The 25983-nt window shown below is 68.9% G+C and carries 25 protein-coding genes; 15 read left to right on the plus strand and 10 right to left on the minus strand.

Going from position 1 to position 25983, the window contains the following annotated elements; all coding sequences use genetic code 11:
* Window position 1: 1 nt before the first annotated feature.
* The 3 genes from ISP17_RS14635 to ISP17_RS14645 all read right to left on the minus strand — a co-directional run bounded on the left by ISP17_RS14635 (window position 2) and on the right by ISP17_RS14645 (window position 1911).
* Complete coding sequence (locus ISP17_RS14635) at window positions 2-424, minus strand: HIT domain-containing protein (RefSeq protein WP_404634458.1); 423 nt, start codon at window positions 422-424, stop codon at window positions 2-4.
* The gene (locus ISP17_RS14640; protein WP_404634460.1) at window positions 421-1095 is read right to left on the minus strand and encodes a dienelactone hydrolase family protein; all 675 of its coding nucleotides are present in this window, start codon (window positions 1093-1095) and stop codon (window positions 421-423) included. The genes ISP17_RS14635 and ISP17_RS14640 overlap by 4 nt, the downstream gene beginning before the upstream one ends.
* 159 nt (window positions 1096-1254) lie before the next feature.
* A complete protein-coding gene (locus ISP17_RS14645) occupies window positions 1255-1911 on the minus strand; it encodes a dienelactone hydrolase family protein (protein ID WP_404634462.1) in 657 nt (218 codons plus the stop codon).
* A 184-nt stretch (window positions 1912-2095) separates the two neighbouring features.
* On the opposite strand from ISP17_RS14645, the gene rimO reads away from it, so the two are divergent.
* Window positions 2096-3439, plus strand: coding sequence for a 30S ribosomal protein S12 methylthiotransferase RimO (gene rimO, locus ISP17_RS14650; protein WP_404634464.1), 1344 nt, complete (start codon window positions 2096-2098; stop codon window positions 3437-3439).
* The gene (locus tag ISP17_RS14655) at window positions 3436-4284 is read left to right on the plus strand and encodes a DUF3025 domain-containing protein (protein WP_404634466.1); all 849 of its coding nucleotides are present in this window, start codon (window positions 3436-3438) and stop codon (window positions 4282-4284) included. Before rimO ends, ISP17_RS14655 begins: the two co-directional genes overlap by 4 nt.
* A 149-nt stretch (window positions 4285-4433) precedes the next feature.
* Here ISP17_RS14655 and ISP17_RS14660 read toward each other — a convergent pair whose 3' ends face one another.
* The 4 genes from ISP17_RS14660 to ISP17_RS14675 all read right to left on the minus strand — a co-directional run bounded on the left by ISP17_RS14660 (window position 4434) and on the right by ISP17_RS14675 (window position 8782).
* Window positions 4434-5426: an OmpA family protein gene (locus ISP17_RS14660; protein ID WP_404634468.1), complete on the minus strand. Its 993-nt coding sequence runs from the start codon at window positions 5424-5426 to the stop codon at window positions 4434-4436.
* Between the two features lie 79 nt (window positions 5427-5505).
* Window positions 5506-6021, minus strand: a complete 516-nt coding sequence (greB, locus tag ISP17_RS14665; RefSeq protein ID WP_404634470.1) for a transcription elongation factor GreB — start codon at window positions 6019-6021, stop codon at window positions 5506-5508.
* The gene (locus ISP17_RS14670; RefSeq protein WP_404634472.1) at window positions 6018-7283 is read right to left on the minus strand and encodes a hypothetical protein; all 1266 of its coding nucleotides are present in this window, start codon (window positions 7281-7283) and stop codon (window positions 6018-6020) included. Before ISP17_RS14670 ends, greB begins: the two co-directional genes overlap by 4 nt.
* Window positions 7280-8782: a helicase HerA-like domain-containing protein gene (locus tag ISP17_RS14675; RefSeq protein WP_404634474.1), complete on the minus strand. Its 1503-nt coding sequence runs from the start codon at window positions 8780-8782 to the stop codon at window positions 7280-7282. Before ISP17_RS14675 ends, ISP17_RS14670 begins: the two co-directional genes overlap by 4 nt.
* A 110-nt stretch (window positions 8783-8892) precedes the next feature.
* On the opposite strand from ISP17_RS14675, the gene ISP17_RS14680 reads away from it, so the two are divergent.
* Window positions 8893-10368, plus strand: a complete 1476-nt coding sequence (locus tag ISP17_RS14680) for a transglycosylase SLT domain-containing protein (protein ID WP_404634476.1) — start codon at window positions 8893-8895, stop codon at window positions 10366-10368.
* Window positions 10369-10417: 49 nt separating this feature from the next.
* Here the strand turns inward: ISP17_RS14680 and ISP17_RS14685 are convergent, their stop codons facing one another.
* On the minus strand, window positions 10418-10855 hold the full coding sequence (locus ISP17_RS14685; protein ID WP_404634478.1) for a hypothetical protein: 438 nt from the start codon (window positions 10853-10855) through the stop codon (window positions 10418-10420).
* A gap of 137 nt (window positions 10856-10992) precedes the next feature.
* Window positions 10993-11829 (minus strand): archaetidylserine decarboxylase, encoded by an 837-nt coding sequence (gene asd / locus ISP17_RS14690; protein WP_404634480.1) that lies wholly within the window; start codon window positions 11827-11829, stop codon window positions 10993-10995.
* Between the two features lie 152 nt (window positions 11830-11981).
* Between asd and prmB the strand changes: the two genes are divergently transcribed.
* The 9 genes from prmB to ISP17_RS14735 all read left to right on the plus strand — a co-directional run bounded on the left by prmB (window position 11982) and on the right by ISP17_RS14735 (window position 21621).
* Complete coding sequence (prmB, locus tag ISP17_RS14695) at window positions 11982-12902, plus strand: 50S ribosomal protein L3 N(5)-glutamine methyltransferase (RefSeq protein WP_404634482.1); 921 nt, start codon at window positions 11982-11984, stop codon at window positions 12900-12902.
* Between the two features lie 102 nt (window positions 12903-13004).
* On the plus strand, window positions 13005-14093 hold the full coding sequence (gene aroC / locus ISP17_RS14700) for a chorismate synthase (RefSeq protein ID WP_404634484.1): 1089 nt from the start codon (window positions 13005-13007) through the stop codon (window positions 14091-14093).
* A 38-nt stretch (window positions 14094-14131) separates the two neighbouring features.
* Window positions 14132-15151, plus strand: coding sequence for a 2-hydroxyacid dehydrogenase (locus tag ISP17_RS14705; RefSeq protein ID WP_404634486.1), 1020 nt, complete (start codon window positions 14132-14134; stop codon window positions 15149-15151).
* 122 nt (window positions 15152-15273) lie between these two features.
* The gene (locus ISP17_RS14710) at window positions 15274-16302 is read left to right on the plus strand and encodes an aspartate-semialdehyde dehydrogenase (RefSeq protein WP_404634488.1); all 1029 of its coding nucleotides are present in this window, start codon (window positions 15274-15276) and stop codon (window positions 16300-16302) included.
* 10 nt (window positions 16303-16312) lie between these two features.
* Window positions 16313-16618 (plus strand): hypothetical protein, encoded by a 306-nt coding sequence (locus tag ISP17_RS14715; protein WP_404634490.1) that lies wholly within the window; start codon window positions 16313-16315, stop codon window positions 16616-16618.
* 175 nt (window positions 16619-16793) lie between these two features.
* On the plus strand, window positions 16794-19076 hold the full coding sequence (locus ISP17_RS14720) for a FimV/HubP family polar landmark protein (protein ID WP_404634492.1): 2283 nt from the start codon (window positions 16794-16796) through the stop codon (window positions 19074-19076).
* A gap of 107 nt (window positions 19077-19183) precedes the next feature.
* A complete protein-coding gene (gene truA, locus ISP17_RS14725; RefSeq protein WP_404634494.1) occupies window positions 19184-19951 on the plus strand; it encodes a tRNA pseudouridine(38-40) synthase TruA in 768 nt (255 codons plus the stop codon).
* On the plus strand, window positions 19948-20577 hold the full coding sequence (locus ISP17_RS14730; protein ID WP_404634496.1) for a phosphoribosylanthranilate isomerase: 630 nt from the start codon (window positions 19948-19950) through the stop codon (window positions 20575-20577). The genes truA and ISP17_RS14730 overlap by 4 nt, the downstream gene beginning before the upstream one ends.
* 39 nt (window positions 20578-20616) lie before the next feature.
* Entirely contained in the window at window positions 20617-21621 is a 1005-nt protein-coding gene (locus ISP17_RS14735) for a cupin-like domain-containing protein (protein ID WP_404634498.1), read from the plus strand.
* Window positions 21622-21773: 152 nt separating this feature from the next.
* Here ISP17_RS14735 and ISP17_RS14740 read toward each other — a convergent pair whose 3' ends face one another.
* The gene (locus ISP17_RS14740) at window positions 21774-22676 is read right to left on the minus strand and encodes a LysR family transcriptional regulator (RefSeq protein ID WP_404634500.1); all 903 of its coding nucleotides are present in this window, start codon (window positions 22674-22676) and stop codon (window positions 21774-21776) included.
* A gap of 126 nt (window positions 22677-22802) precedes the next feature.
* Here ISP17_RS14740 and trpB point away from each other — a divergent pair, with 126 nt between their 5' ends.
* The 3 genes from trpB (at window position 22803) to accD (ending at window position 25881) form a co-directional block, all read left to right on the plus strand.
* Window positions 22803-24032: a tryptophan synthase subunit beta gene (trpB, locus tag ISP17_RS14745; RefSeq protein ID WP_404634502.1), complete on the plus strand. Its 1230-nt coding sequence runs from the start codon at window positions 22803-22805 to the stop codon at window positions 24030-24032.
* Window positions 24033-24164: 132 nt separating this feature from the next.
* Window positions 24165-24965 (plus strand): tryptophan synthase subunit alpha, encoded by an 801-nt coding sequence (gene trpA, locus ISP17_RS14750; RefSeq protein WP_404634504.1) that lies wholly within the window; start codon window positions 24165-24167, stop codon window positions 24963-24965.
* A 46-nt stretch (window positions 24966-25011) separates the two neighbouring features.
* Window positions 25012-25881: an acetyl-CoA carboxylase, carboxyltransferase subunit beta gene (gene accD / locus ISP17_RS14755; protein ID WP_404634506.1), complete on the plus strand. Its 870-nt coding sequence runs from the start codon at window positions 25012-25014 to the stop codon at window positions 25879-25881.
* The last annotated feature ends 102 nt before the right edge of the window (window positions 25882-25983 follow it).

The following is a 25983-nucleotide window of genomic DNA, read 5'->3' on the forward strand; positions in this document are numbered from 1 at the left end:
GTCAGTCCTCGTGATCGGCGAGCCGCCAGCGCAGCGCGGTAACCCTGGCCTCCAGCGAGGCGGCCTCGTACGGCTGCGCCGCGCCGCTGCCCCACACCGGGCCGGGCCAGGCGGCGTCGCCCGCCACGCGCGCGACAATGTGCACGTGCAGCTGGCGCACGATATTGCCCAGCGCGCCGTGGTTGAGCTTGTCGCAGGGCGCCACGTCACGCAGGGCCGCGCTGGCGAAGCGGATCTCGCGCCACAGCTGGTCCTGGTCCGTGGGATCGAGATCGTGGATCTCGCTCATGCCGTCGCGCCGCGGCACCAGCAGCAGCCAGGGGAAGCGGGCGTCGTTCATCAGGCGCGCGCTGCACAGCGGCAGCTCGATTACCGGTACCGAGTCCGCGGCGAGCCGGGCATCGAGCATGAACGTCGTATTCATGCCGCGCCCCCAAGTTCGCGTGCGAAGAAGTCCAGCGTGCGCTGCCAGGCCAGCTGCGCGCTGGGCGCGTGATAGGCGTGCGGGTCGACGTCGCGATTGAAGGCGTGGCCGGCGGGGTAGGTATGGACGTCCATCTGCGGCAGCTTCTCGCGATGCAGCTGTACCGTTTCCGGCGGGATGGACGGATCGTTCTCGCCGAAGTGGAACAGCACCGGCGCCCTGGGCACCTCGTCGAGATAGGCCGGGTTGCGCGCGCCGTAGTAGCTCACCGCGGGCAGGCCCAGCCGCTGGGCGGCGCGCAGTGCCACGGTGCCGCCCCAGCAGAAGCCGACCACGCCGATGCGCCCGGCCGAGGCGATGGCCTCGGCCGCACTGGCCACGTCGTCCACCGCCAGTTCGATGCCGACCTCGGCCACCAGCGTGCGTCCCTTGGTGAAGCCGGCCTCGTCGTAAGCCAGCTCCACGCCGCTTTCCACATGGTCGAAGAAACACGGTGCGACGGCCACGTAGCCCGCGTCGGCGAAGCGGTCGGTCACGGCGCGGATGTGCGCGTTCACGCCGAAGATCTCCTGCACCACCACGATGCCCCCGCGCGGCGTGTCGGCGGGCCGGGCGAGGTAGGCGCCGATGCAGTGCAGGCGGGTGGTGTTGAGGTGGATGGACTGGCCCATGCGTGATTCCGTCGGTCGATGCGCAGGCCCGCAGTCTAGGCGCGTCGCGACCGCGCGGTCGATGTCGGAGCGATCGCGCCGAGTGGCTGGATGTTGCGATGCCTAACGACAAACGGGGCGCCCGAAGCGCCCCGTTCGTGTAGTTCCATGCCTGCGGTATCAGCCGATGTGCTCGGCGAAGAACGCCAGCGTGCGCGCCCACGCCAGCTTCGCGCTCGCCGCGTCGTAGGTGGCGCGACGGTCGCAGTTGAAGCCGTGGTCGGCGTCGTACTCGTACAGCGGGGCGTCGGGGTTGGCCGCGGCCACCTTCGCGCGGTCGTCGGCGCTGATGTGGGTGTCTTTCAGGCCGTAGTGGAACATCAGCGGCGCCTTGGCCGGGCGGTCGACAAAATGGGTGTTGCCGCCGCCGTAGTAGCTCACGCCCGGCAGGCCCAGTTCGATCGCCGCGGCATAGGCGACCGTGCCGCCCCAGCAGAAGCCCACCGTGCCGACCTTGCCGGTGTGGGCGATGTACTTGGCGGCGGCCGCCACGTCCTTCAGCGGTCGCTCGAAGCCGACCTGGCCCATCAGGGCGACGCCCTTGCCGATGCCGTCCGTGTCATAGCCGAGCTCCACGCCCGGCTGCACCGCGTCGAAGAGGGCCGGTGCAATGGCGGTATAGCCGGCGGCGGCGATACGGTCGGCCACGTCGCGGATGTGTGCGTTGACGCCGAAGATCTCCTGGATCACCACGATGCCGCCGCGGGTCGGGTTGGCGGGCTCGGCGAGGTATGCGCCGATCGGGGTGTCGCTGTGGAGGGTGATCATCTGGCCCATGGAATGTCCTTGGCTGAGGGTAGGAATGGTTCGGCGCCGCAGCGGCCTGCGAATGGCCCGGCGCCATGCGAAAGGCCGCAGAGCCTAGCGAGGCTACCGTCAGATGAGAGTTAGACATTGGGCGCAGGCGGCCGCGGCGCGTGGTCGCGGTACAATCGGCGGCTGCTTCTTTCGGTCATCCGCCATGTCCACGCCCGCCCCCACCCAGAAGATCGGTTTCGTCAGCCTCGGTTGCCCCAAGGCGCTGGTCGATTCCGAGCGCATCCTCACCCAGCTCAAGGTCGAGGGTTACGAGATCGTGCCCAGCTACAACGCGGCCGACGCGGTGGTGGTGAACACCTGCGGCTTCATCGATTCGGCGGTGCAGGAGTCGCTGGACGCGATCGGTGAGGCGCTGCACGAGAACGGCAAGGTGATCGTCACCGGCTGCCTGGGCAAGCGCGAGGAGCTGATCCGCGAGGCCTACCCGGACGTGCTGTCGATCAGCGGCCCGCAGGACTACGCCAGCGTGATGAGCGCGGTGCATGCGGCGCTGCCACCGTCGCGCAACAAGTTCCTGGATCTGGTTCCGGATACGGGAGTGAAGCTGACGCCCAAGCACTACGCCTACCTGAAGATTTCCGAGGGCTGCAACCACCGCTGCAGCTTCTGCATCATCCCCTCGATGCGCGGCGACCTCGTTTCGCGCCCCGTCGACGAGGTGCTGCGCGAGGCCGAGCGGCTGGTGAAGGGGGGCGTGAAGGAGTTGCTGGTGATCTCGCAGGACACCAGCGCCTACGGCGTGGACGTGAAGTACGCCGAGCACCTGTGGCGCGACAAGAGCTACCGCACGCGGATGACCGAGCTGTGCGATGGTCTGTCCGAGCTGGGCGTGTGGACGCGCCTGCACTACGTCTACCCGTACCCGCACGTGGACGAGCTGATGCCGCTGATGGCCGCGGGCAAGATCCTGCCGTACCTGGACATCCCGTTCCAGCATGCCAGCCCGCGCATCCTCAAATTGATGAAGCGCCCGGGCAACATCGACAAGACGCTGGAGCGCATCCGCGCCTGGCGCAAGGTGGTGCCGGATCTCACCATCCGCAGCACCTTCATCGTCGGATTTCCCGGCGAGACCGACGCCGAGTTCGAGGAACTGCTCGACTTCCTGCGCGAGGCCGAGCTCGATCGCGTCGGCGCGTTCACCTATTCGCCGGTGGACGGCGCCCGCGCCAACGAGTTGCCCGATCCGGTGTCCGAGGAGCTGAAGGAAGATCGCCTGGAGCAGTTCATGGCGGTGCAGGCTGAGATTTCCGCTGCCAAGCTGCAGCGCAAAGTTGGCCGCACGATCACCGTGCTGGTTGACGAGGCAAATGAAGCGGGCGCGGTGGCGCGTTCATCCGCCGATGCGCCGGAAATCGACGGCACCGTGCTCATCGCCGACGGGCAGAAGCTCAAGCCCGGCCAGTTCGTGCAGGTGCTGGTGGAGGCGGCCAGCGAGCACGACCTGCACGCCCGCCTGGCGCCGACCGTGCTGCCGGTGGTGTGAAGCGGCAGCGCTACGTCGCCCCGGCGCGCGAGGCGGTCGATCCGACCGTGTTCGCGGCGCCGCCGCTGGCCGACTGGTGCGAGTTCGACGCGTGGCTGCATGGGCCGCACTGGCCCGCGATCGATGAACTCAACGCGCGGCGGACCGATGCGTCGATGCCGCGCTTCGCGCTGCAGGATGCCGCGTTGCTCGCCGATGGCCTGCACTACGAGCAGCGCATCGCCGAGCGCGGCCTCGTCGCCACCCGCGAGCGCAACTGGCACGACCTGTTCAACGCGCTGGTGTGGCTGCGCCATCCCACGCTGAAGGCCGCGCTGAACCGGCGGCAGGTGCAGGAGATCGCCCGCATGGGCCCGCGCCAGCGCTCGCGCCCGCAGTGCGCGATGACCCATTTTGACGAAGCCGGCGTGTTGGTGCGCGTGTCCGATCCTGCGCTGCTGGCGCTGTGGGACGCGCACGACTGGCACGGCCTGTTCTGGCGCGAGCGCTCGGCATGGCACGACGGGCGCATCGCCGTCGCGGTGTTCGGCCATGCCCTGCTCGAACATGCGCTCACGCCCGGCAAGCTGCTGGTGGGCAAGGCGTTGGTGTTCGAAGCCGGTCGCGATCTTTCGATGACCGATCTCGCGCAGGCGGCGGCGACCGCTATCAGCGCGAGCCGGGCGCTCGCCGATCCTCTTGAGCTGCGTCCGCTCCCGCTCTCGGGCATTCCGGGTTGGCATCCGGACAATGGCGAGGAAGCATTTCATCGCGAGGCGCCGTGCTACCAGCCGCTGCGCGCGGGGCGCCGCTATCCGCCGCCGCTGCACATGGCAACCGATTCCGGCATGCGCGCCCTGCGTTGACTCTCCAGGCTGGAAGCATCGTTTTCGCCAGGCGCCGGGCGATATCCATCACGGTCACGCTGAACTCGCGCCCGCCATTGCAGCGTCGCCTGGCTGGCGTGCGTGTCTCATGAATTCGCGGGAGCGGCTATCCGCTCCCGCGAAGCCAATCACTGGGCGACCAGCTCGACCCGACGGTTCTGCGCGCGGCCGGCCTCGGTGGCGTTGCTGGCCACCGGCGCCCACGACGCCACGCCCTCGGCGGTCATGCGGTTGGCCGCGACGTGGTAGTCCGCGGCCAGCGCCTGCACGACGGCCTGCGCGCGCTGCTGCGACAAGGTGAGGTTGTGCGCTGCGGCGCCGGTGTCGTCGGTGTGACCCACGATGTAGACCTTGAGTGCGGGACGTTCGCTCATCAGTTTGGCCATTTCGGCCAGCGTGGTCTTCGACGAGGGATCGATCGCTGCACTGTCGTTGGCGAAGTGCAGGCCATACAGAGCCACGTGGCCGGCACTGGCCAGGCCGTCGCCCATCGCCTTGGCATCCACGCTGACCTGGCCGGTGGCCATCGGTTCATGTTCGCAGATCTCCAGGAATATGCCGGGCAGCTCGTTGTCGTCCTTGGCCACCAGCAGCACCAGGTCGACGTCGCCCTGGGGGCGGGAGAGGTGGGCAGTCAGTGCGTCGAGATTGTCATTCGACGGATAAAGCGATTTGGACATCAGCCCCCGGTCCTCGGATTCGAGTTGCTGGAATACGGGGTCGACCACGGCATCGGCGAATTGGTAGCCATCGCCGCAACCGGGGTCGCCTTCGCAGCTGAAGCGGGTCGTGAAGCCCGCAGCCGAAAGCGCCTGCCGGAAGTTGCGGAAGATTTCCAGCGCGCTCTTGCCCGCCGGGGCAACGTACGCGATGCGGGTGATGCGTCCCTCGACAGTGTCCGACTTCGACAGCTTGTCGTCGACGGTCTTGCCCAGCGGCAGCAGCATGCGGTCGTAGTCGACGGCCCGATAGCCGGTGATCACCGAGCCGGCGAAACGCGACACCAGCGGATGATCGTGGCTGCCGGCGAGGTCGTGGTCGGGCATGTCCTGCGCGTCGGCGATGGCGGTGCCGGCGAGGGCCAGTGTGGCGATGCAGAAAAACAGGCGAAGCGGTTTCACTTAGGCAAATCCTTGCGTGGGTGTTGGAACGAAAGGTCCAGTGCCGGTCCATCGGCTCGTTCCGTGGCCGATGGGGCCTTCAGTCGGCGGGGTCGCCGTCGTAGCGCACGGCGACAACGGCGAAGCGGGTCTCGCCGCCGGGCAGCGCGGCGGAAAACTCGTCGTCCACCCGCTTCTTCAGCACCGCGCGGGCGAGCGGCGAGTCGATGCTGATCCAGCCCAGCTTCGCATCGGTCTCGTCCGGGCCGACGATGCGGTAGTGGAGGGCCTCGCCGGTGGCGAGGTTTTCCAGCTCGATCTGCGCACCGAAGAACACCGCGTCGCGGTCCGATGGCGTGCCTTCGGCCACCTTCAGCGCGGGGATGCGCTTGCTGAGGTAGCGCACGCGGCGGTCGATCTCGCCAAGCTGCTTCTTGCGGTAGGTGTACTCGGCGTTTTCCGAGCGGTCGCCTTCGGCCGCCGCGGCGGCGAGCGCCTTGACGACCTCCGGGCGCAGGGTGTGCCACAGGTGGTCGAGCTCGGCCTTCAGTCGCTCGAAGCCGGCGCGCGTGATGATGGCCGTCGACGACGGCGAGGGCGGACGCCAGCGGCTCATGCGCGGGTTCCCGGCTGCAGCTGGCGGATGCGCGCGAGCAGTTCGCCGTGCTGTGGATGGTCGGCCCAGGTGGATGCCACGCGACCGAGCAGTACGCTGGCTTCCACCGGCTTGCCTTCCGCCTCCAGCTCGCGGGCGGCGATCAGGGCCACCGCGGGCGCGCGACCGTCGCGCGGCCAGCTGGCCAGCCAGCCGCGGCAGAGTTTCAGCGCGGTGCGGCGCATCCCGCTGCGCGCGGCCAGTTCGATAAGTGCGCCGGCGTTGCCGGGATCGTCGGGGAGGAAATCCGGATCGATCGCGACGCAGTCCTGCAGCATCGCCAGCGCCCTGCGCGGTTCATCGTTCGCCACCAAGGCGGCGATGCGGATCTGCCCGTGCACCAGCAGCGCGTCACGCAGGTTCTGCCGGCGCAGCAGGTCGCGGTAGGCCTGGTGCAGTTCGGCTGGCGCTTCACGATCCTGCAGTCGCGGCACCAGCAGGCGGGTTGCGGCCATCGGGTCGTGCGCAGCCAGTTCCCTGGCGTGGTCGAGCAGGCGCTGGTCGTCGTTGCCGCCCAGTGCCTCGGCCAGCACCTCGGCCTCCGGCGTGAGGCCGAAGTGTTCGTGGCGGCGGTGGATCATTGCCCCCATGAGATGGAAGCCGAGCACGATCAGGTAGGTGTAGGCGAAGCCGAACAGGGGCAGCGAGAACAGTCGCGGCAGCCGCGCGGTGATCAGCGTGGCCAGCAGCGCCAGCACGCCCACCGCCAGGTTGATGCCCACCGGCACCAGGTAACTCCAGCCGAAGCGCCGGATGATTTCGCCCCAGTGTCCCGGGTTCAGCGCCAGCAGCAGGTTGCCGTCGAAGGCCAGCGCCATGTCGATCGCCGGCAGCGCCAGCGCCACGGCCAGCAGGGCCGGTCCGAACAGTGCGGGCGAATAGAACGTCATCGCCACGCAGAACGTGGCCGCCAACATGTGCACCACCGTGAGGCCCCACGCAGCGCGATCGCTGTCGCCCAGGCCGACATCGGGTGGATCGGCGAAGCCGTTGGCGGTGTGCAGCATGCACTCGGCCGCGTAGCGCCAGGTGGCGCCCCACACCAGCAGGCTGCCGGCGGTGCCCAGGAACAGCGGCAGCAGGCCCACGTAGTGGACCAATGCCAAGCCGACCAGAGTGGGCAGGGCGGCGCCGCGCAGCGGATAGCTGAGGCCCGTGGCGAAGCGCTCACCGAACGGCGTGTCCGGGTCGACCGCCCGGATGCGGACGTGGGCAGGCTTCAACGCTTGCCGCCGAAAATGCCGCCCAGCACGCCGCGCAGGATCTGCCGGCCTAGCTGGTTGCCCACCGTGCGCACGGCCGACTTGCCCAGCGCCTCGATCATGCCCTGACGGCGCTTGGTGCCGAACAGCGCGTCGTGCACGGCGCCGCCCCAGGCCGAGCCGGGCGTGCCGGCGGTGGCGGGCGCGCTGGTGGCGACCTTTTCCGCGTCGGCGGCTTTCTCCTGTGCGCGGGCGGCGAGTTTCTCGGCGGCGGATTCGCGGTTGACCGTGGTGTCGTACTTGCCGCCTACCGGCGAACGCATGCGCACGGTGCTGCGCTCGGCCTCGGTGATCGCGCCGATGCGGCAGCACGGCGTGGTCACCAGCACCTGCTGCACCGGTGCGGGCACGCCGCCGTCGCCGAGCGTGGAGGCCAGCGCCTCGCCCACGCCGAGCTGGGTGATCGCCTCGACCACGTCGAGCCTGGGATTGGCGACGAAGGTTTCCGCCGCCGCCTTCACGGCCTTCTGGTCGCGCGGGGTGAAGGCGCGCAGCGCGTGCTGCACGCGGTTGCCGAGCTGGCCGAGGATCTCGCCCGGCACGTCGTCGGGGTTCTGCGAGCAGAAGTACACGCCTACGCCCTTGGAGCGGATCAGCCGCACCACCTGCTCCACGCGCTGGCGCAGCGCGGGCGGGCAGTCGTCGAACAGCAGGTGCGCCTCGTCGAAGAAGAACACCAGCTTGGGCTGGTCCAGGTCGCCCACTTCCGGCAGCTGTTCGAACAGTTCCGACAGCAGCCACAGCAGGAAGGTGGAGTACAGCTTGGGCTTCATGATCAGCTGGTCGGCGGCCAGCACGTTGATGACGCCGCGACCGCTCATGTCCTGGCGCATCAGGTCGACCAGGTCGAGCGCCGGCTCGCCGAAGAACTGGTCCGCGCCGTCCTGCTCGAGCTTCAGCAGGGAGCGCTGGATCGCGGCGATGCTCTGCGGGCTGATCAGGCCGTACTGGGCCGAGATCGCCTTGGCGTTCTCGCTGGCCGAGGACAGCATGCTGCGCAGGTCGGCCAGGTCGAGCAGCAACAGGCCTTCGTCGTCGGCCACCTTGAACACCACTTCGAGCACGCCCTGCTGGGTGTCGTTGAGCTCCAGCACGCGGCCGAGCAGGGTGGGGCCCATCTCGCTGATGGTGGCGCGCACCGGGTGGCCGAGCTTGCCGTAGAGATCCCAGAACACCACCGGATTGGCCTGCGGCTTCCAGTCGGTGAGCTTGAGCTTGTCGAGCCGCGCCTTGAGCTTGTCGCCCGGTTCACCGGCGGCCATCGCCAATCCGGCGAGGTCGCCCTTGGCATCGGCCAGGAAGCACGGCACACCGAGCCGCGAAAAGCCCTCGGCCAGCACCATCAGCGAGACCGATTTTCCGGTGCCGGTGGCGCCGGCGATCATGCCGTGGCGGTTGCCGTAGCGCGGGTCGAGGCTGACGCTGGTGGAATCGTTGCGGCCGATCAGGATCTGGCTCATGGCGGGTCACTCCTTGGCAAGGGGTCGATTCTAACCATCGCCCGGGCGATTCATTGAGTCCGCTGCCGCGCGCGGCTATGGTGGTTGTTTAGCCCCAGCCGAAGTACCTCATGTCCGTGCGTTTGCCGCTGCACCGTTCGCTTTTCCTCGCTGTCGTTACCCTGCTGGCCGGATGCGCCAGTGCACCAGGCAAGGCACCGTCATCTCCCTCGCTCAATGCCTTGTACGGCCAGCTCGATACGGCCAGCCGGGGCTACGAGAACGCCTTGCGGCTGGCGCGCGAAGGGGATGACCAGGCCTCGCAGAAAGCCCTGACGGCCGCGCTCGATCAGCTGAAGAAGGCGTCGGCGCAGTGCGACAGCACGCCCGGCTGCGAGCCGCAGCGGTTCTATGCGGTGTTCGATCGCCTGCTGCGGCTGAAAGACGGCAGCGCGATCGGCGACGAGGGACTGGAGACGGCCGGCGAGTCGACCTCGCCCGAGGGGCAGGCGGTCGGTGCGGCGGGGCTGCCCGAGGCGCAGCGCAGCGTCACCCTGCTGCACGGGCAGAAGCTGTCCGAACTGATCGCGATGAACGGGCCGGTGAAGGCGGCGCTCGAGATGTGGCTGACCCAGTGGCGTCCGAACCTGATGGATGCCTGGGTCAACTATCAGTACATGCGTTTCGAGATGTGGCCGCAGTACGAGAAAGCCGATCTGCCCGAGGCCGTGCTGTTCGGCATCATGGCCAAGGAGTCCGGCGGCAAGGTGCACGCGGTCTCGCGTTCGGGCGCCGCCGGGCCGCTGCAGTTCATGTATGCCACCGGCGTACGCTTCGGGCTGGGCAGCGACAGTGGCTTCGATACGCGCTTCGATCCGGCCGACGCGGCCCGCGCCAATGCGCAGTACCTCAACGAGCAGCTGCGCGTGTTCAACAACAACCTCGAACTCTCGCTGGCGGCCTACAACGGCGGCGAAGGGCGCATGCGGCGGCTGGCCGGGGATCGTCCGCAGGTGAGCTTCTACGATCCGTCGGTGTACGACGAGCTGTCGCAGGAGACCCGCGACTACGTGCCGGCGGTGCTGGCGGCGGCCTGGCTGTTCCTGCATCCGCAGAGCTACAACCTGCGCTTCCCGAAGGTGGATGGTCGGCCCGGTCAGGTGACGCTCAAGCGCGCCGCCTCGATCTCCGAACTCACCGTCTGCCTGGGCAATGCGGGCGACATGCCGGAGGGCTGGTTCCGCACCCTGCGCAACCTCAACCCCCGCCTCGATCCGGAGATGCAGCAGCCGATGGGCGCCACGCTTTACCTGCCCAAGGCGCTGGAATCGGCGTACGCGTCGCGTTGCGTCGATGGTCCGTGGCCGATCCTCGCCGCCGACCTGCACAACGCGGTGGTGCCCAAGCCGGAGGCGGCAGCTCCGACGGCAGCACCGGCGGTTTCGTCAGGGCGAACACGCCGTTACCGGGTACGCCCGGGCGATACGTTGATCAGCATCGTGAACAAGCTGCGGTGCTCCAGCGTGCGCGAGGTGGCCGAGGTCAACCATCTGCGCCGGCATCAGATCCGGGTTGGGCAGGTGCTGACGGTGCCGGGTTGCCGCTAAGCTGGCGGATGCGGAGCGGGCTGCCGATGGGCAGCCCGGTGGTGCGAGATCAGGCGGCGGCCGAGGCGTTCATCCAGCTCTCGCTGGTATCACCCTCGCGGCGGGTTTCCTTCAGCTCGCGCAGCAGGCGCATGAGCTGGCGATAGACGGTCTGCAGGCCGCCCTGGCGGGCGTCCTTGGTCTCGTGATAGGCCACGGCCAGCCACAGCGCGATGCCGCGGATGGCGACCTCGACGTTCTCCGAGCGCGCTCGGGTGTAGCCGATCTCGGTGCCCTGGCCCCACGGCAGATAGCGCTCTTCCGGCGGCGTGCCGTACAGGTGCGGGAAGTCGCAGCGGGTCGCCTGGCCGATCTCGCGCAGCGCCAGCGTGCCGAGCCGGCTTCGATTCTGGCGCGAGAGTGCATCGATGCTGCGCTGGATCTCGCGCAGCTGGCGGCCGAGCTGGCGGGCGCGGTTGATGGCGATGAGCTGGGTCAGCAGGCGCATGGCGGTCTCGGGCTCGATAGGGCGACCGGATGTCGCGCTGAACCGGAGCTTACCCGAGCCATGGGCACATTTGCACCAATGGCGTCACAAGATGCCGTCAAGCGGCAGAGGCTCTGTGCATCAAGTGACGTATTACGTCACTTTTTCCCGAGCCGCTGGCCCACCTTCACCGCCTGCTGGGATGCCAAAGGATCCAGCTCGGCGCTGCCGGGCGGCAGCAGCAGGATCACCGTGGAGCCCATGTTGAAGCGGCCCATCTCGGCAAACCGCTCCAGCCGGATGTCGCGGCCGGCAAACGACTTGCGGCGGATGCCGGCGGCGTAGGGCGGTATGACCAGCCCATCCCAGACGGTGGACACGGAAGACACCAGCACGGCCCCCACCATCACCACGGCGAACGGCCCGTGCTCGCCCTCGAAGTGGCAGACCAGCCGCTCGTTGCGGGCGAACAGGCGGGGGATAGCCTCCACCGCGAACGGCGCCACGCTGAAGATGCGCCCGGGCACGTGCACGGTTTCTATCAGCGTGCCGGTCAGCGGCATATGCACGCGGTGATAGTCGCGCGGCGACAGGTAGACGGTGGCGAACCGACCATTCCGATAGGGCGCGGCGGCGGCCTCGTCGCCCAGCAGCTCGGCGGCGGTGTAGGACTGCCCCTTGGCCTGGAAGATGCGGCCGTCCACGATGGCGCCGGCCTGGCTGATGCGTCCGTCGGCCGGGCAGAGCAGGGCGTTGGGGTCGGGGTCCGGCCGCCGCGCGTCCGGCTTCAGCACGCGGGTGAAGAAAGCATTGAAGTGTTCGTAGGCGCGCGGGTCCGGCTGCGCCGCCTCGGCCATGTCGACCTGGTAGTTGCGCACGATGGTGCCGATCAACCAGTTCTTCCACGGCGCAAACGTCCAGCGCGTGGCCCAGTACACCACCCGCGACAGCGCGCGGTGCGGAAGGATGTATTGCAGGAAGACTTTGAAATTCATCGGGCCAGTATAAGAGCGAGGAGTGAGTGGAGAGGAGTGAGGAGTGAGAGGCGGCGACTTGCCGCAAGCCATGCTCTTCTCTCACTCCTCACTCCTCTTCACTCACTTCTCTCATAGCTATACTTGCCGGCCTTTCCGCTTCGGGTGTCGCCGTGACCGCCGAACTGTCCACCATCATCGACTTCATCCGCTACGGCGCCAGCCGCTTCTCGGCCGCCGGGCTGACGTTTGGCCACAGCCACGACAACCCGATCGACGAAGCGACGCATCTGATACTCGCTGCGCTGCACCTGCCGCCGGACCTGCCGCCGGCCTACGGTGCCGGCAAGCTGGTGGCCGAGGAGCGCGAGCGCGTTCTCGGGCTGATCGAGCGCCGCATCAGCGAACGCGTGCCGGTGGCCTATCTGGTGGGCGAAACCTGGTTTGCCGGGCTGAAGTTCAAGAGCGACCGCCGCGCGCTGGTGCCGCGCTCGCCGATCGCCGAGCTGATCGAATCGGGCTTTGCGCCGTGGCTCGATCATCGCCACGTGGAGCGCGCGCTGGACGTGTGCACCGGCTCGGGCTGCATCGGCATCGCCATGGCCGAGTACAACCCGGACTGGCAGGTCGACATCGTCGACATCAGCCCCGAGGCGCTGTCGCTGGCCCGCGAGAACGTCGTCTTCCAGCACGTCGAGGACCGCGTCGAGGCGATCGAGTCCGACCTGTTCGCCGGCGTGCAGGGTCGTCGCTACGACCTGATCGTGTCGAACCCGCCTTACGTCACCGAGGACGAGTACGCGGCGATGCCGGGCGAGTACCGCCACGAGCCCAAGCTGGGCCTGACCTCGGGCGAGGACGGCCTGGACCTGTGCCTGCGCATGCTCGACGAGGCGGCCGATTACCTCACCGAAGACGGCCTGCTGATCGTCGAGGTGGGCGAGAGCGAGCGGGCGCTCAACGCGCTGCTGCCGGAGGTGCCGTTCGTGTGGATCGAGTTCAAGGTCGGCGCGATGGGCGTGTTCGCGCTCGAGCGCCGCGATCTGGTCGAGCACACCAAGGCGATCCGCGCCGTCGCACAGGCGCGTCGCTGACCGGGGCCGGCCGCCCGTGGACGCGGGCGGCTGTGGCAAGATGCAGTGCAGCATGAGGCCGGGTCGTCCGGCTTCGGCGCCTCTGTCGCTCCGGTAGATCCCGTGTCCAGCAACTCCTTCGGCAAGCTCTTCACCGTCACTACCTTTGGCGAAAGCCACGGCCCGGCCATCGGCTGCGTCATCGACGGCTGCCCGCCTGGGCTGCCGCTCTCGGCGGACGAGTTCGAGGCCGATCTCGGCCGCCGCGCCACCGGCCGCACGCGGCATACCTCGCAGCGGCGCGAGGACGACGCCATCGAGATCCTCTCCGGCGTGTACGAAGGGCGCACCACCGGCACGCCGATCGCCCTGCTGATCCGCAACACCGACCAGCGCAGCAAGGACTACGGCGATATCGTCGAGACCTTCCGCCCCGGCCACGCCGACTACACCTACTGGCACAAGTACGGCATCCGCGATCCGCGCGGCGGTGGCCGTTCGTCGGCGCGCGAGACCACCATGCGCGTGGCCGCCGGCGTCATCGCCAAGAAGTGGCTGGCCGAGCGCCACGGCGTACGGGTGCGCGGCTACCTGGCCCAGCTCGGTGAGCTTGTGCCGGCCCGCTTCGATGCCGAGGCAATCGAGCAGAACCCGTTCTTCTGGCCCGATGCCGACCAGGTGCCGGAGCTGGAGCGGTACATGGATGCGCTGCGCAAGTCCGGCGATTCGGTGGGCGCCCGCGTCAACGCGATCGCCGACGGCGTGCCGCCGGGCTGGGGCGAGCCGATCTACGGCAAGCTCGACGGCGACCTCGCCGCCGCGATGATGTCGATCAACGCGGTCAAGGGCGTGGAGATCGGCGACGGTTTCGCCGCCGTTGCCCAGCGCGGCACGCAGCATCGCGATGAAATGCATTTGGACGGCTTTACGTCCAATCACGCCGGTGGCATCCTCGGCGGCATCAGCTCCGGCCAGCCGGTGACGGTCTCGGTGGCGTTCAAGCCCACGTCCAGCATCCTGATCCCGGGTGAGAGCGTGAACCTCGCCGGCGAGCCGGTGGAGGTGGTGACCAAGGGGCGGCACGACCCCTGCGTCGGCATCCGCGCCACGCCGATCGTCGAGGCGATGCTGGCGCTGGTGCTGATGGATCACGCACTGCGCCATCGTGCTCAATGCGGCGATGTCGGGCCGGTGCAGCCGCTGATTCCCTGATCGGCGCGCGCGATCGGCTCACCCCTGCAGGAACCGGAATGACCAAGCGGTACAAAGTGTGGGTGTCACGCCCGCTGTTCGCCGAAGCGCTGGCGCGGCTGGATCAGCACGTCACGCTGGATGCCGAGGCGATCGAGCGGGTGCACGCGCCCGAGCAACTGCGCGAGCGGCTTGCCGGCGTGGATGCGGCCATCGTCAGCCTGTCCGATCGCGTTGATGCGGCCACCCTGGCGGGCAATGGCCGGCTGCGGGTGATCGCCAACCTGGCCGTCGGCTACAACAACCTGGACATCGAGGCGCTCACCCGCGCCGGCGTGCTCGCCTGCAACACGCCCGACGTGCTCAACGAGACCACCGCCGACTACGCCTGGGCGCTGATGCTGGCCGCGGCGCGCCGCGTCGGTGCGGCCGAGCGCTGGCTGCGCGCCGGCCATTGGACGGGCGCCATGCGCTTCGACGACTGGCTCGGCGTGGACCTGCACGGCAAGACGCTGGGCATCCTCGGCATGGGCCGCATCGGTCAGGCGGTGGCGCGTCGCGCCAGCGGCTTCGACATGCGCGTGCTGTACCACAACCGCAGCCGGTTGCCCGAGTCCATCGAACGCCAGTGCGCCGCCCGTTGGGTGGATCAGGCCACCTTGCTGCGCGAGTCCGATCATCTGGTGCTGGTGCTGCCGTATACGCCCGAGAACCATCACGTGATCGGCGCCGCCGAACTGGCGCAGATGAAGCGCGGCAGCGTGCTGGTGAACATCGCGCGTGGTGGGCTGGTAGACGAGGCGGCGCTGGCGACCGCGTTGGTGTCGGGGCAGCTGGCCGCGGCCGGGCTCGACGTTTACGAGGACGAGCCTGCCGTGCATCCGGCGCTGCTGGAGCTCGAACAAGTGGTGCTCAGCCCGCATATGGGCAGCGCCAGCGCCGATACCCGTCGCAACATGGCGCAGCTGGCGGTCGACAATGTGCTGGCCGGGCTGGGCCTTGGGTCCCAGGCGGGCCATCCGCCCACCCCGATCAACCCGCAGGTGCTTCATGCGCGGGGAGTTTTGGACAAAGCGTGATCGGATTCACGATCGCGCGGTTCGCAGGTTGTGTTGCGCTCCGCCCCGGCTAGATTCCCGCGGATGCGGGAACGGCAATGGCCCGGCGGCCCTTTCCGATTTTCCTGACAGACAGACGGATCATGAGCAAGAAGAGCAGCTACAAAGTGGCAATGGTCGGCGCAACGGGCGCGGTGGGCGAAACCCTGCTGTCGATCCTGGCCGAACGCGAATTCCCGGTGAGCGAGCTGGTGCCGCTGGCGAGCGAGCGCTCGGCGGGCGGGCAGGTGGAGTTCGCCGGCAAGAAAGTGACCGTGCAGAACCTCGCCGACTACGACTTCACCGGCGTCGACATCGCGTTCTTCTCCGCCGGCGGCTCGGTCAGCCGCGAGCACGCTCCGCGCGCGGCGGCGGCCGGCGCGGTGGTGATCGACAACACCTCCGAGTACCGCTACCAGGACGACATCCCGCTGGTGGTGAGCGAGGTGAACCCGCACGCCATCGCCGACTACACCGTGCGCGGCATCATCGCCAACCCGAACTGCTCGACCATGCAGATGCTGGTGGCGCTGGCGCCGATCCACCGGGCGGTAGGCATCGAGCGGATCAACGTGGCGACTTACCAGTCGGTGTCCGGCGCCGGGCGCTCGGGCATGGAGGAACTGGGCAAGCAGACCGCCGCGCTGCTCAATTTCCAGGACGTGGAGCCGGCCAAGTTCTCCAAGCAGATCGCCTTCAACGTCATTCCCCACATCGACGACTTCCAGCCCAACGGCTACACCAAGGAAGAAATGAAGATGGTGTGGGAGACGCGCAAGATCCTCGAGGACGACTCCATCGCCGTGAATCCCACCGCCGTGCGCGTGCCGGTGTTCTACGGCCACGCCGAGGCGGTGCACATCGAGACGCGCGACAAGATCACCGCCGAACAGGCGCGCGCGCTGCTGGAGCAGGCGCCGGGCGTGGTGGTGATGGACGAGCGCAAGGCCGGTGGCTACCCGACCCCGGTGGGCGATGCCGCCGGCAAGGACCCGGTGTTCGTGGGCCGCATTCGCGAGGACATCTCGCACGAGCGCGGCCTGGATCTGTGGATCGTGGCCGACAACATCCGCAAGGGCGCGGCGCTCAATGCCGTGCAGATTGCCGAGCTGCTGATCGAGGACTATCTCTGAAGGTGACCCCATGCCGCGCACGCCCCTGCTGACAACCCTGTTCGGGCTGATGATTTCCACGGGGGCGGCCGCGGCCGCCCGTGGCGAGTCCCCGCCCGGGACGGTGACGCCGGATCGCGATCCGGCGGCGCTGCAGCAGTCGGTGCAGCGAAGCAGCACCGAGGTGACGCAATTGCAGCGCGACGTGGCGGCGCAGGAGCGCCGCAGCCGCGAGGCGGACGAGCGCCTGCGCGAGCAGGACGGCAAGCTGGAGCAACTGCGCCGGCAGTTGCGGTCTATGCAAGCCGGGACGGAGGCGCAAAACCCGGGGCAATAAACCTGGGGCAATAAGCGGTGTGCGCCGGTGAGAAGCGGGCGCAGCAATATCATGCAAGTATTCGCCACGCCTATTGTTGATTGGCAGGCATCTAACTAAAGTGACGCGTTATTCGGGATGCCGCCGCGTTTTGCGGTGGGTCGGGGAGCGTCACGGGTCGTCCGGGGGAAATACGATGAATCGTTCGTTGAAACTGTCCATGCTGCTGGCCTTGGCACTGGGGAGCAGCCAGGCAGTGGCACTGGAGCTGGGCCAGATAAGGGTCAAGTCTGCCTTGGGCCAGCCGCTGGTCGCCGAGATTCCGGTCACTCCCGAGGGCCCCGCGGACCTGCGCAATCTCAGCGCCCGCCTGGCCTCGGACGAGGATTTCCTGCGTGCCGGCATCACCGAGGGCCGTACCCGCGTCCCGCTGAGTTTCTCGATCGTGAACGGCCCGGGCGGCAGCAAGCTGATCCGCATCACGAGCACCGACGCGATCAACGATCCGTACCTCGACCTGCTCGTGCAGGTGGACAACGCCGCCGGCAAGAGCGTGCGCGAGTACACCATCCTGCTCGATCCGCCGGGCATGGCGGCGGCACCGCCCGCACCGGCTCCGGCAGCCGCCCCTCAGGCGCGTCGTCCTGCCCCCGCGCCGCGCGCGCCGGTGGCTTCGTCGGCTCCGGCTGCGGCGACGCCGTCGGCCGCCGCCGGTTCCAGCGTGACGGTGCAGAACGGCCAGACCCTGTCGGCGATCGCTCAGCAGGTCAAGCCGGCGGGCGCCGATCTCAACCAGACGCTGCTGGCGCTGAAGCAGTCCAACCCCGGTGCGTTCTATCGCGACAACATCAACGCGCTCAAGAGCGGTGCGGTGCTGCGCGTTCCCACCGCCGACGAGGCTCGCGCCATGACGGTGGCTGCGGCGCTGGAAGAAGTGCGCCGGCAGAACAGCGACTGGCGCGCCGGTGCGGTAGGCACGCCCACTAACGTGGCCGATTCGGCCACCCGCGCCACGGCGTCCAGTTCGCCCACGGCGCCGGCTTCCAAACGTGACGACCACCTCGAGTTGTTGCCCTCCGGCGAAGGCGCCAAGAGTGCCGCGGCCGGCGCTGGCAAGGGATCTGCCGACGTGCGCCGCGACCTGCAGCGCAGCCAGGAAAGCCTCGCCACGCTGCAGCAGCAGGGTGCCGAACTGCGCTCGCGGCTCAAGGATCTGGAAGACATCAACAGCAAGAACGAGCGTCTGCTGTCGCTGAAGGACAGCGAGATCGCCGAGCTTCAGCGCAAGCTCGCCGAGGCGCGCAAGGCTGCGCCTGCTGGCGAGAGCGCCGCGACACCGATGGTGCCGGCTCCGGCCGCCGCGGAGAAGCCGAGCGAGACGCCGCCGGCCCCCGCCGGCAGCGTGGCCGCCAAGACCGCGCCGGCTGCCGCTTCCACCGCGGCGACTGGTGGTGCGGTGGCCCCGGCCGTCGCGTCGACGTCGATTGCTTCCGCTCCGGCCGCCGCCAGCCAGCCGGCAGCGGCCAAACCGGCCGCCGCCAAGCCCGCAGCGGTCAAGCCGGCCGCCAAGCCGGCGCCTGCCGCTGCCGAAGAGCCCTGGTACATGCAGACCTGGGCATGGGCAGCAGGTGCGGGTGCCGTCGTCCTGCTGCTTCTGCTGATGCTGCGCGGTCGCCGCAACAAGTCGCCGGCCAAGGCGTCCGGCTCGTCGCTGGCCGATCGCTTCGGCGCGGTTCCGGCGCTGGGCGACACCGATCCGGACCAGGACGAGCTGCTCGACCAGCTCGCCGAGCACCCGGACGACATCAGCCTGCATCTGGAGCTGGTGAGCCTGTACTACCACCGCCGCGACGTGGAGCATTTCGAGGCCGCTGCGGAGGCGATGTACGCCCACATCTCCGATCCGCAGCAGTCCGAGTGGCAGGACGTGGCCGCGATGGGCGAGGACCTGGTGCCCGGTCATCCGCTGTTCGCCGGCGTAGATACCTCGGTGCCGGAGGCCGAGCGTGCTCCGCTGGGCGGCTTCAACCTCGACGATTACGACACGGATGCGACGGTCGCGGCGCCGGTGCCGCCGCCGATGCCGTCCGGTCCGTCGAAGATCAGCGAGTACCACTTCGACTTCAACCTGACCCCGCGCCAGGAAGCGGCCCGCCAGGCTGAAGCCGAGGCAGAGCTGCATGACGAGCCGGAGCATGCGTTCTCGCCTGACGCAACCGCCCACGATGCCGCGGTTGAAACGCCATCGCAGGCCGAGGCCGGCAGCGATATCCCCAGCTGGGAGTCGGGCATCAGCGGCATGGATTACGAGCCGACCGAGTTCAGCGACGATCCGATCGACACCAAGCTCGACCTGGCCCGCGCCTACCTGGACATGGGCGACGCCGACGGCGCCCGCGCCATGCTCGAGGAGGTGCTCTCCGAAGGCAGCCAGCCGCAGCGCGATACCGCGCGTCGCCTGCTCGACGGCATCGCCTGATCGATCCCTCGCGTGTGACCCGAACCCGGGCCGGCCCTGTGCCGGCCCGGGTTTTTTGTGCCGGCTGCTATGCTCTGCCGCCGTCCTGAACGCACCTGCATCCCTACATGCGCATTGCCCTGGGCATCGAGTACGACGGCACCGACTTCTCCGGCTGGCAGCGTCTGAGCCACCGCGACAGCGTGCAGGGCGCGCTGGAAAAAGCCCTCTCCTTCGTGGCCGCCGCGCCGATCGACGTGACCTGTGCCGGACGCACCGACGCCGGCGTGCACGGCCGCTGCCAGGTGGTGCATTTCGATACCGAGGTGCAGCGCGAGCCGCGTGGCTGGGTGCTGGGCGCATGCTCGAACCTGCCCACGTCGGTCGCGGTGCTGTGGGCGTTGCCGGTGGTGGACGACTTCCATGCGCGCTTCTCGGCACGCAGTCGCCGCTACTGCTACCGCATCCTCAATCGCCCGGTGCGCGCCGCACTCGACGCGCGCTACGTGACCTGGGAGCGCCATCCGCTGGATGCCGGGCGCATGCACGCCGCTGCACAGGCGCTGGTCGGCGAGCATGATTTCACCGCGTTCCGGGCGATCGCCTGCCAGGCCGCCCACGCGCGCCGCGAGGTGCTGGCCGTGTCGGTACGCCGTGAGGACGAGCAGGTGATCGTGGAGATCGAGGCAAACGCCTTCCTGCACCACATGGTGCGCAACATCGTCGGTTCGCTGCTGCCGATCGGCCGCGGCGAGCAACCGGTGGAGTGGATGGGCGAACTGCTGGCCGGCCGCAACCGCGAGGCGGCTGGCCCGACCGCCCCGTCGTCCGGCCTCACCTTCATCGGCCCACGCTACGAAGCGCGCTGGGGTCTGCCGCCGGAGGTCAGCCAGTGAACCGCACCCGCATCAAGTGCTGCGGCATGACCCGCGTCGAGGACGCGCGGCTGGCCGCTGAACTCGGCGCCGACGCGATCGGTGTGGTGATCACGGCGCGCAGCAAGCGCCGCGTCGACCTGGCGCAGGCACGCGCCATCGTGGCGGCGATGCCGCCCTTCGTCGCCACCGTGGCGCTGCTGATGGACGACAGCGCCGAGACGGTGCGCGCGGTAATCGAGCAGGTGCGGCCGGATCTGCTGCAGTTCCACGGCGCCGAGAGCGACGCATGGTGCGCGCAGTTTGGCCGTCCGTTTCTGAAAGCCGTCGCGATGGGCGAGGGCGCCGCGGCGCTGCCGCGCCTGCGCGAGTACCCGCGTGCGGCTGGCCTGCTGCTGGATGGGCATGGCCTGGGTGAGCCCGGCGGCAGCGGCAAGGCCTTCGACTGGTCGCTGATGCCGACCGACCTGGCGCAGCCGCTGCTGCTGGCCGGCGGCCTGCACGCCGGCAATGTCGGCGAAGCGATTCGCGCGGCGCGGCCGTGGGCGGTGGACGTGGCCAGCGGCATCGAGTCCGCGCCGGGCATCAAGGACGCCGACCGCATGGCGGCCTTCATCGCTGCGGTGCGTGCGGCGGATGCCACCTGAGTCGTCGATGATGCGGCACTCGACACGAGGGAATCGCCGATGACGGCGCCGATCGATGAGCGCACCGCCGCGGACGGCTGGCCCACCATGCGCGAACTGGTGGCGCTGGGTCGGCCGCTGGTGCTGCGCGGTCTGGTGGATGCGTGGCCCGCGGTCGCTTGGTCGCGCCGCTCCAGCACCGAGTTCGCCAGGGGGCTCGCCGGTCTCGACAGTGGGGCAGACGTCGATGCGCTGGTGATGGCGCCGGAAGAGGACGGCTGTGTGGGCTACAACGCCGATCTGAGCGACTTCAACTACGACCACTATCGCGTCAGCGTGACGGAAGGCCTGCGCCGACTGGCGCATGAGGCGCGCCAGGAGCGGCCGCGCGGCGTGGCGATCCAGAGCGCGCCGATCGCGACCTGCCTGCCGGCGTTTGTCGACACGCACCGCCTGCCGCTGCTCGATCCGGCCATCGCGCCGCGGCTGTGGATCGGCAACCGCGTCACCACGCCTGCGCATTTCGACGAGTTCCACAACGTCGCCTGCGTGATCGGCGGGCGCCGCCGCTTCACGCTGTTTGCGCCCGAGCAGGTGGCGAACCTCTATATCGGTCCGCTGGACTTCGCGCCGACCGGCGCGGCGATCAGCCTGGCCCGGCTCGATCGCCCCGACGACCCGCGCTTCCCACGCCTGCACCAGGCGCTGGACGCGGCGTTCGAGGCCGAGCTGCACCTCGGCGATGCCATCTACATTCCGCCGCTGTGGTGGCATCACGTGGCGTCGCTTGAGCGCCTCAATGCGCTGGTGAACTACTGGTGGAAGCCGGTGCCGCCAGGCGGCGTGGCGCCGGGCACAGCGCTTGGCGCGCTGATGCATGCCATCCTCGTGTTCCGCTCGCTGCCCGCGGCGGAGCGCATGGCGTGGCGCACGCTGCTGGATCACTACGCCTTTGGCGAGAACGACCCGGCAGCGCACATCCCGCCGGCGCAGCGCGGCTTGCTCGGCACGCTCACTCCGGCCCAGGCCGAGGCCTTGCGCGAGACGATCAAGCGCTACCTGTAGGAGCGGCTTCAGCCGCGATGCCCTTTGCCGGTCAACATCGAGACCCCGGGGCCTTCCGCTTCATCCCGCAATGCCCAGGGCCCCGCTTTCGCGGTAGCGGCCCCCTTCGCCAAGGTTCCTCAGCGTCCCGCCCCGCGGGTTCTATGGCCGCGCTACCGGACCGCCTCATCGCTGGCGAGCGCATGTTCCAGCCACCGGGCCAATGATGGCGCCCGCGGATCGGCGCCGCGCGCGGGCGTGGCCAGCACCCAGCTGGCCGAGGTCTGGCGGAAACCCCACGGCGCCACCAACCGCCCGCTGGCCAGGTCGTCGGCGACCAGCGGCTCGGGGGCGATTGCCACGCCGAGACCGGCCAGCGCCGCTTCCAGCAGGTAGTACAGATGGGCAAAGCCCTGGCCCAGCGTATGCGGCGGCGTCGGCAGGCCGGCGGCTGCGGACCAGTCGCGCCAGGCCTGCGGGCGGGAGGCGGTGTGCAGCACCGGTTCGTCGATCAGGGCGTTGGCAGGTTGCCCGGCCAGCCGCGACCAGCCGGCATAGCGCGGGCTCACCACCGGGCCGATGCGTTCCGGCGCAAGCACGCTGACTTGCCAGTTCACGGGCCAGGGCGGCGCGCCGATCAGCAGGGCACCATCGAGGCCGCCCAGTGCGGGCGTCAATGGCTCCTCCTGGGCGGAGAGGTGGAGCTTCAGTTCCGGCAGGTCGCGGCCAAGGCGGTCCAGGCGGGGAATCACCCAGCGCGCCAGCACGCTGCCGGCGCAGCCGAGCACGAACGGCGCCTGCGCCGGGCGGCGCACGCTGGCCCAGGCGTCGCGCAGTTGGTCGAACGCCGCACCGGCGCCGTCGCGCAACTGCTCGCCGGCCTCGGTGAGCGCGAGCTGGCGACCCTGCCGGGTGAACAGCGGGCGACCCAGTGCTTCCTCAAGCAGGCGCAGCTGCCGGCTCACCGCGCCGTGGGTGACGTGCAGCTCGTCGGCGGCGCGGCTCACGCTCTGGTGGCGAGCGGCCGCCTCGAAGGCGCGCAGGGCATTCAACGGGGGCAATTCGCGATCGGTCATGTGTGATATTTACTCACATGTTGGCTCAATCTTGTCGCTTTTTATGCGGCCTTGCGCGGACTATGCTTCGCTTTCGGCGCGGGCATGGGTTCGCGCACGCTCAGTTTTTCGCACAGGATTTCCGCCATGGCCACGCCGCTCCCCCTCTCCCCGGTGACCGATTTCCACGCCTGGCCCGATCCGCACGGCCGCTTCGGCCAGTTCGGTGGCCAGTACGTGGCCGAGACCCTGATGGCGCCGCTGGCCGAGCTGACCGAGGCCTACGAGCGGCTGCGGCACGATCCGGAATTCCTCGCCGAGCTGGATCGCGACCTCACCCACTACGTGGGTCGGCCCAGCCCGATCTACCACGCCGAGCGGCTGTCGGAGCATGTGGGCGGTGCGCGCATCATCCTCAAGCGCGAGGATCTGAATCACACCGGCGCGCACAAGATCAACAACACCGTGGGTCAGGGGCTGGTCGCCAAGCGCATGGGCAAGCCGCGCATCATTGCCGAGACGGGTGCCGGCCAGCACGGCGTGGCCAGCGCCACCATCGCGGCGCGGCTGGGCCTGAAGTGCGTGGTGTACATGGGCGCCACCGACATCGAGCGGCAGAAGATCAACGTCTACCGCATGAAGCTGCTGGGAGCGGAAGTGATTCCCGTGACCTCCGGCTCGAAGACGCTGAAGGACGCGCTCAACGAGGCGATGCGCGACTGGGTCACCAACGTGGCCGACACCTTCTACATCATCGGCACCGTGGCCGGCCCGCATCCGTATCCGATGATGGTGCGCGACTTCAACGCCATCGTCGGCCGCGAGGCGCGCGCGCAGATGCTCACCGAGTACGGCCGCCTGCCGGATGTGATCACCGCCTGCGTCGGCGGCGGCTCCAACGCGATCGGCCTGTTCCACGAATTCCTCAACGATCGCGAGGTGCGCATCGTGGGAGCCGAGGCGGCGGGTGAGGGCATCGGCAGCGGGTTGCATGCCGCTTCGCTGGCGGCCGGTCGCCCCGGCGTGCTGCACGGCAACCGCACCTACGTGCTGTGCGACGACAACGGTCAGATCGCCGAGACGCATTCGGTATCCGCCGGGCTCGATTACCCCGGCGTCGGCCCCGAGCACGCCTTCCTCAAGGACGAAGGGCGCGCCGAATATGTCGGCGTCACCGACGCCGAGGCGATGGAGGCATTTCACCTGCTGGCGCGTTGCGAGGGCATCCTCGCCGCACTCGAATCCAGCCACGCGGTGGCCCAGGCCATGAAGCTCGCTCGCGAGCTTCCAAAAGATGGGCTGGTGCTGTGCAACCTGTCCGGCCGCGGCGACAAGGACGTGCACACGATCGCCGCGCGCGAGGGTGTCACGGTGTGACAGCGAAGAGTGAGTGGAGAGGAGCGAGAAGTGAGAGAGACCTGCTTCCCGTTCCCCGGACCACTCGATACTTTTGGACTTGCCACCTCTCACTCCTCACTCCTCTTCACTCACTCCTCGCTCCTGGCCCTCATGTCCCGCATCGACAAACGTTTCGCCGCCCTCAAGACCGCCGGTCGCACCGGCCTGATCCCGTTCGTCACCGCCGGTGATCCCGCGCCGGAGCACACCGTGGCGCTGATGCACGCGCTGGTCGCGGCCGGCGCCGACCTGATCGAGCTGGGCGTGCCGTTCTCCGACCCGATGGCCGACGGCCCGGTGATCCAGCACGCCAGCGAGCGGGCCATCGCCAGAGGCGTGGGCCTGGCCGACGTGCTGCGCTGGGTGGCGGAGTTTCGCCAGCGCGATGCGGACACGCCGCTGGTGCTGATGGGTTACCTCAACCCGGTGGAGATCCACGGCTATGCGCGCTTTGCCGCCGAAGCCGCCGCGGCCGGCGTCGATGGCGTGCTGCTGGTCGACTGCCCGCTGGAGGAAGCGGCCGTACTGGAGCCGTTGCGCGCAGCAGGGCTGCAATTGATCCGCCTGGCGGCGCCCACCACCGCACCCGCGCGTATGGCGCAGCTGTGCGAGTTCGCCGAGGGCTTCCTGTACTATGTGTCGTTTGCCGGCATCACCGGCGCGGGCCGCTTGAGCACTCGCGATATCGCTGCCCGCGTGGCGGATATCCGGGCCCACGCCAAGGCGCCGGTGGCCGTCGGCTTCGGCGTGCGCGATGCGCAAAGCGCGAAGGAGATAGCCGCGTTTGCCGATGCGGTGGTGATCGGCAGCGCGCTGGTGGAGCGGCTGGACGGAGCGGGGCAGGCGGACGAGATCGCCGCCCGGGTGAAGGATTTCCTCACCCCCATCCGCGCCGCGCTCGATGCACACTGAAACGGTCGCCTGACCGTTTCGGGTCAGGAACGGTTGAGGTGTTGCGATGAACTGGCTGCAGAAAATCATGACTCCGCGGGTGCGCACGCAGGGCGCGGCCGCCGGCAAGGGCAAGGTGCCCGAGGGTGTGTGGGAAAAGTGCAACGGTTGCGGCGCGGTGCTGTATCGCCCCGAGCTGGAGCGCAACCTGATGGTCTGCCCCAAGTGCAGTCACCACCACTACATCAGTGCGCGCGAGCGCCTCGCCTCGCTGTTCGACGAGAACAGCACGCTGGAATTGTGGGCCAACCTCGAGCCCACCGATCCGCTGAAGTTCCGCGACTCGAAGAAGTACCGTGACCGCGTCGTCGCCGCGCAGAAATCCACCGGCGAGAAGGACGCGCTGGTCACCATGAGCGGCAAGCTCAAGGGGCGGCCGCTGATGGCTGCGGCGTTCGAGTTCGCCTACATGGGGGGCTCGATGGGCTCGGTGGTCGGCGAGAAGTTCGCCCGCGCCGCCGAGAAGGCGCTGGCCGATCGCAGTGCGCTGGTGTGCTTCTCCGCCACCGGCGGGGCGCGCATGCAGGAGTCGCTGTTCTCGCTGATGCAGATGGCCAAGACCTCGGCCGCGTTGGCGCGCATGCGCGATGCCGGCGTGCCCTACATCAGCGTGATGACCAATCCGACCACCGGCGGCGTCTCGGCCAGCCTCGCGATGCTCGGCGACATCAATGTGGGCGAGCCCAAGGCGTTGATCGGCTTTGCCGGTCCGCGCGTGATCGAGCAGACCGTGCGCGAGACGCTGCCTGAGGGCTTCCAGCGCTCGGAATTCCTGCTCGAGCATGGCGCGATCGACATGATCGTCGACCGCCGCGAGATGCGCGACAAGCTTGCCGATGTGCTCGGCCTGCTGATGAAGGCGCCGCGCGCCGCCTGATCGCGCACGCTCAGGTGTACCTCACGAAGCCGCCGCATCGAACGATGCGGCGGCTTCGTCGTTTGTGGCATCGCGTTGTCCACAGCCGATGTGCATGGCCTG

The sequence above is a fragment of the Dyella ginsengisoli genome (assembly GCF_044904665.1).
In the GTDB taxonomy this organism is placed as follows: domain Bacteria; phylum Pseudomonadota; class Gammaproteobacteria; order Xanthomonadales; family Rhodanobacteraceae; genus Dyella_A; species Dyella_A ginsengisoli.

What these genes read in the sequence shown, in the direction of transcription:
- trpA (WP_404634504.1), top strand. Translation starts at nt 24,165, where the DNA reads ATGTCCCGCATCGACAAACGTTTCGCCGCCCTCAAGACCGCCGGTCGC.
- greB (WP_404634470.1), bottom strand. Translation starts at nt 6,021, where the DNA reads ATGAGCCGCTGGCGTCCGCCCTCGCCGTCGTCGACGGCCATCATCACG.
- trpB (WP_404634502.1), top strand. Translation starts at nt 22,803, where the DNA reads ATGGCCACGCCGCTCCCCCTCTCCCCGGTGACCGATTTCCACGCCTGG.
- ISP17_RS14675 (WP_404634474.1), bottom strand. Translation starts at nt 8,782, where the DNA reads ATGAGCCAGATCCTGATCGGCCGCAACGATTCCACCAGCGTCAGCCTC.
- ISP17_RS14685 (WP_404634478.1), bottom strand. Translation starts at nt 10,855, where the DNA reads ATGCGCCTGCTGACCCAGCTCATCGCCATCAACCGCGCCCGCCAGCTC.
- ISP17_RS14740 (WP_404634500.1), bottom strand. Translation starts at nt 22,676, where the DNA reads ATGACCGATCGCGAATTGCCCCCGTTGAATGCCCTGCGCGCCTTCGAG.
- accD (WP_404634506.1), top strand. Translation starts at nt 25,012, where the DNA reads ATGAACTGGCTGCAGAAAATCATGACTCCGCGGGTGCGCACGCAGGGC.
- ISP17_RS14645 (WP_404634462.1), bottom strand. Translation starts at nt 1,911, where the DNA reads ATGGGCCAGATGATCACCCTCCACAGCGACACCCCGATCGGCGCATAC.
- rimO (WP_404634464.1), top strand. Translation starts at nt 2,096, where the DNA reads ATGTCCACGCCCGCCCCCACCCAGAAGATCGGTTTCGTCAGCCTCGGT.
- truA (WP_404634494.1), top strand. Translation starts at nt 19,184, where the DNA reads ATGCGCATTGCCCTGGGCATCGAGTACGACGGCACCGACTTCTCCGGC.
- ISP17_RS14715 (WP_404634490.1), top strand. Translation starts at nt 16,313, where the DNA reads ATGCCGCGCACGCCCCTGCTGACAACCCTGTTCGGGCTGATGATTTCC.
- ISP17_RS14735 (WP_404634498.1), top strand. Translation starts at nt 20,617, where the DNA reads ATGACGGCGCCGATCGATGAGCGCACCGCCGCGGACGGCTGGCCCACC.
- ISP17_RS14680 (WP_404634476.1), top strand. Translation starts at nt 8,893, where the DNA reads ATGTCCGTGCGTTTGCCGCTGCACCGTTCGCTTTTCCTCGCTGTCGTT.
- asd (WP_404634480.1), bottom strand. Translation starts at nt 11,829, where the DNA reads ATGAATTTCAAAGTCTTCCTGCAATACATCCTTCCGCACCGCGCGCTG.
- ISP17_RS14705 (WP_404634486.1), top strand. Translation starts at nt 14,132, where the DNA reads ATGACCAAGCGGTACAAAGTGTGGGTGTCACGCCCGCTGTTCGCCGAA.
- ISP17_RS14635 (WP_404634458.1), bottom strand. Translation starts at nt 424, where the DNA reads ATGAATACGACGTTCATGCTCGATGCCCGGCTCGCCGCGGACTCGGTA.
- ISP17_RS14640 (WP_404634460.1), bottom strand. Translation starts at nt 1,095, where the DNA reads ATGGGCCAGTCCATCCACCTCAACACCACCCGCCTGCACTGCATCGGC.
- ISP17_RS14720 (WP_404634492.1), top strand. Translation starts at nt 16,794, where the DNA reads ATGAATCGTTCGTTGAAACTGTCCATGCTGCTGGCCTTGGCACTGGGG.
- ISP17_RS14710 (WP_404634488.1), top strand. Translation starts at nt 15,274, where the DNA reads ATGAGCAAGAAGAGCAGCTACAAAGTGGCAATGGTCGGCGCAACGGGC.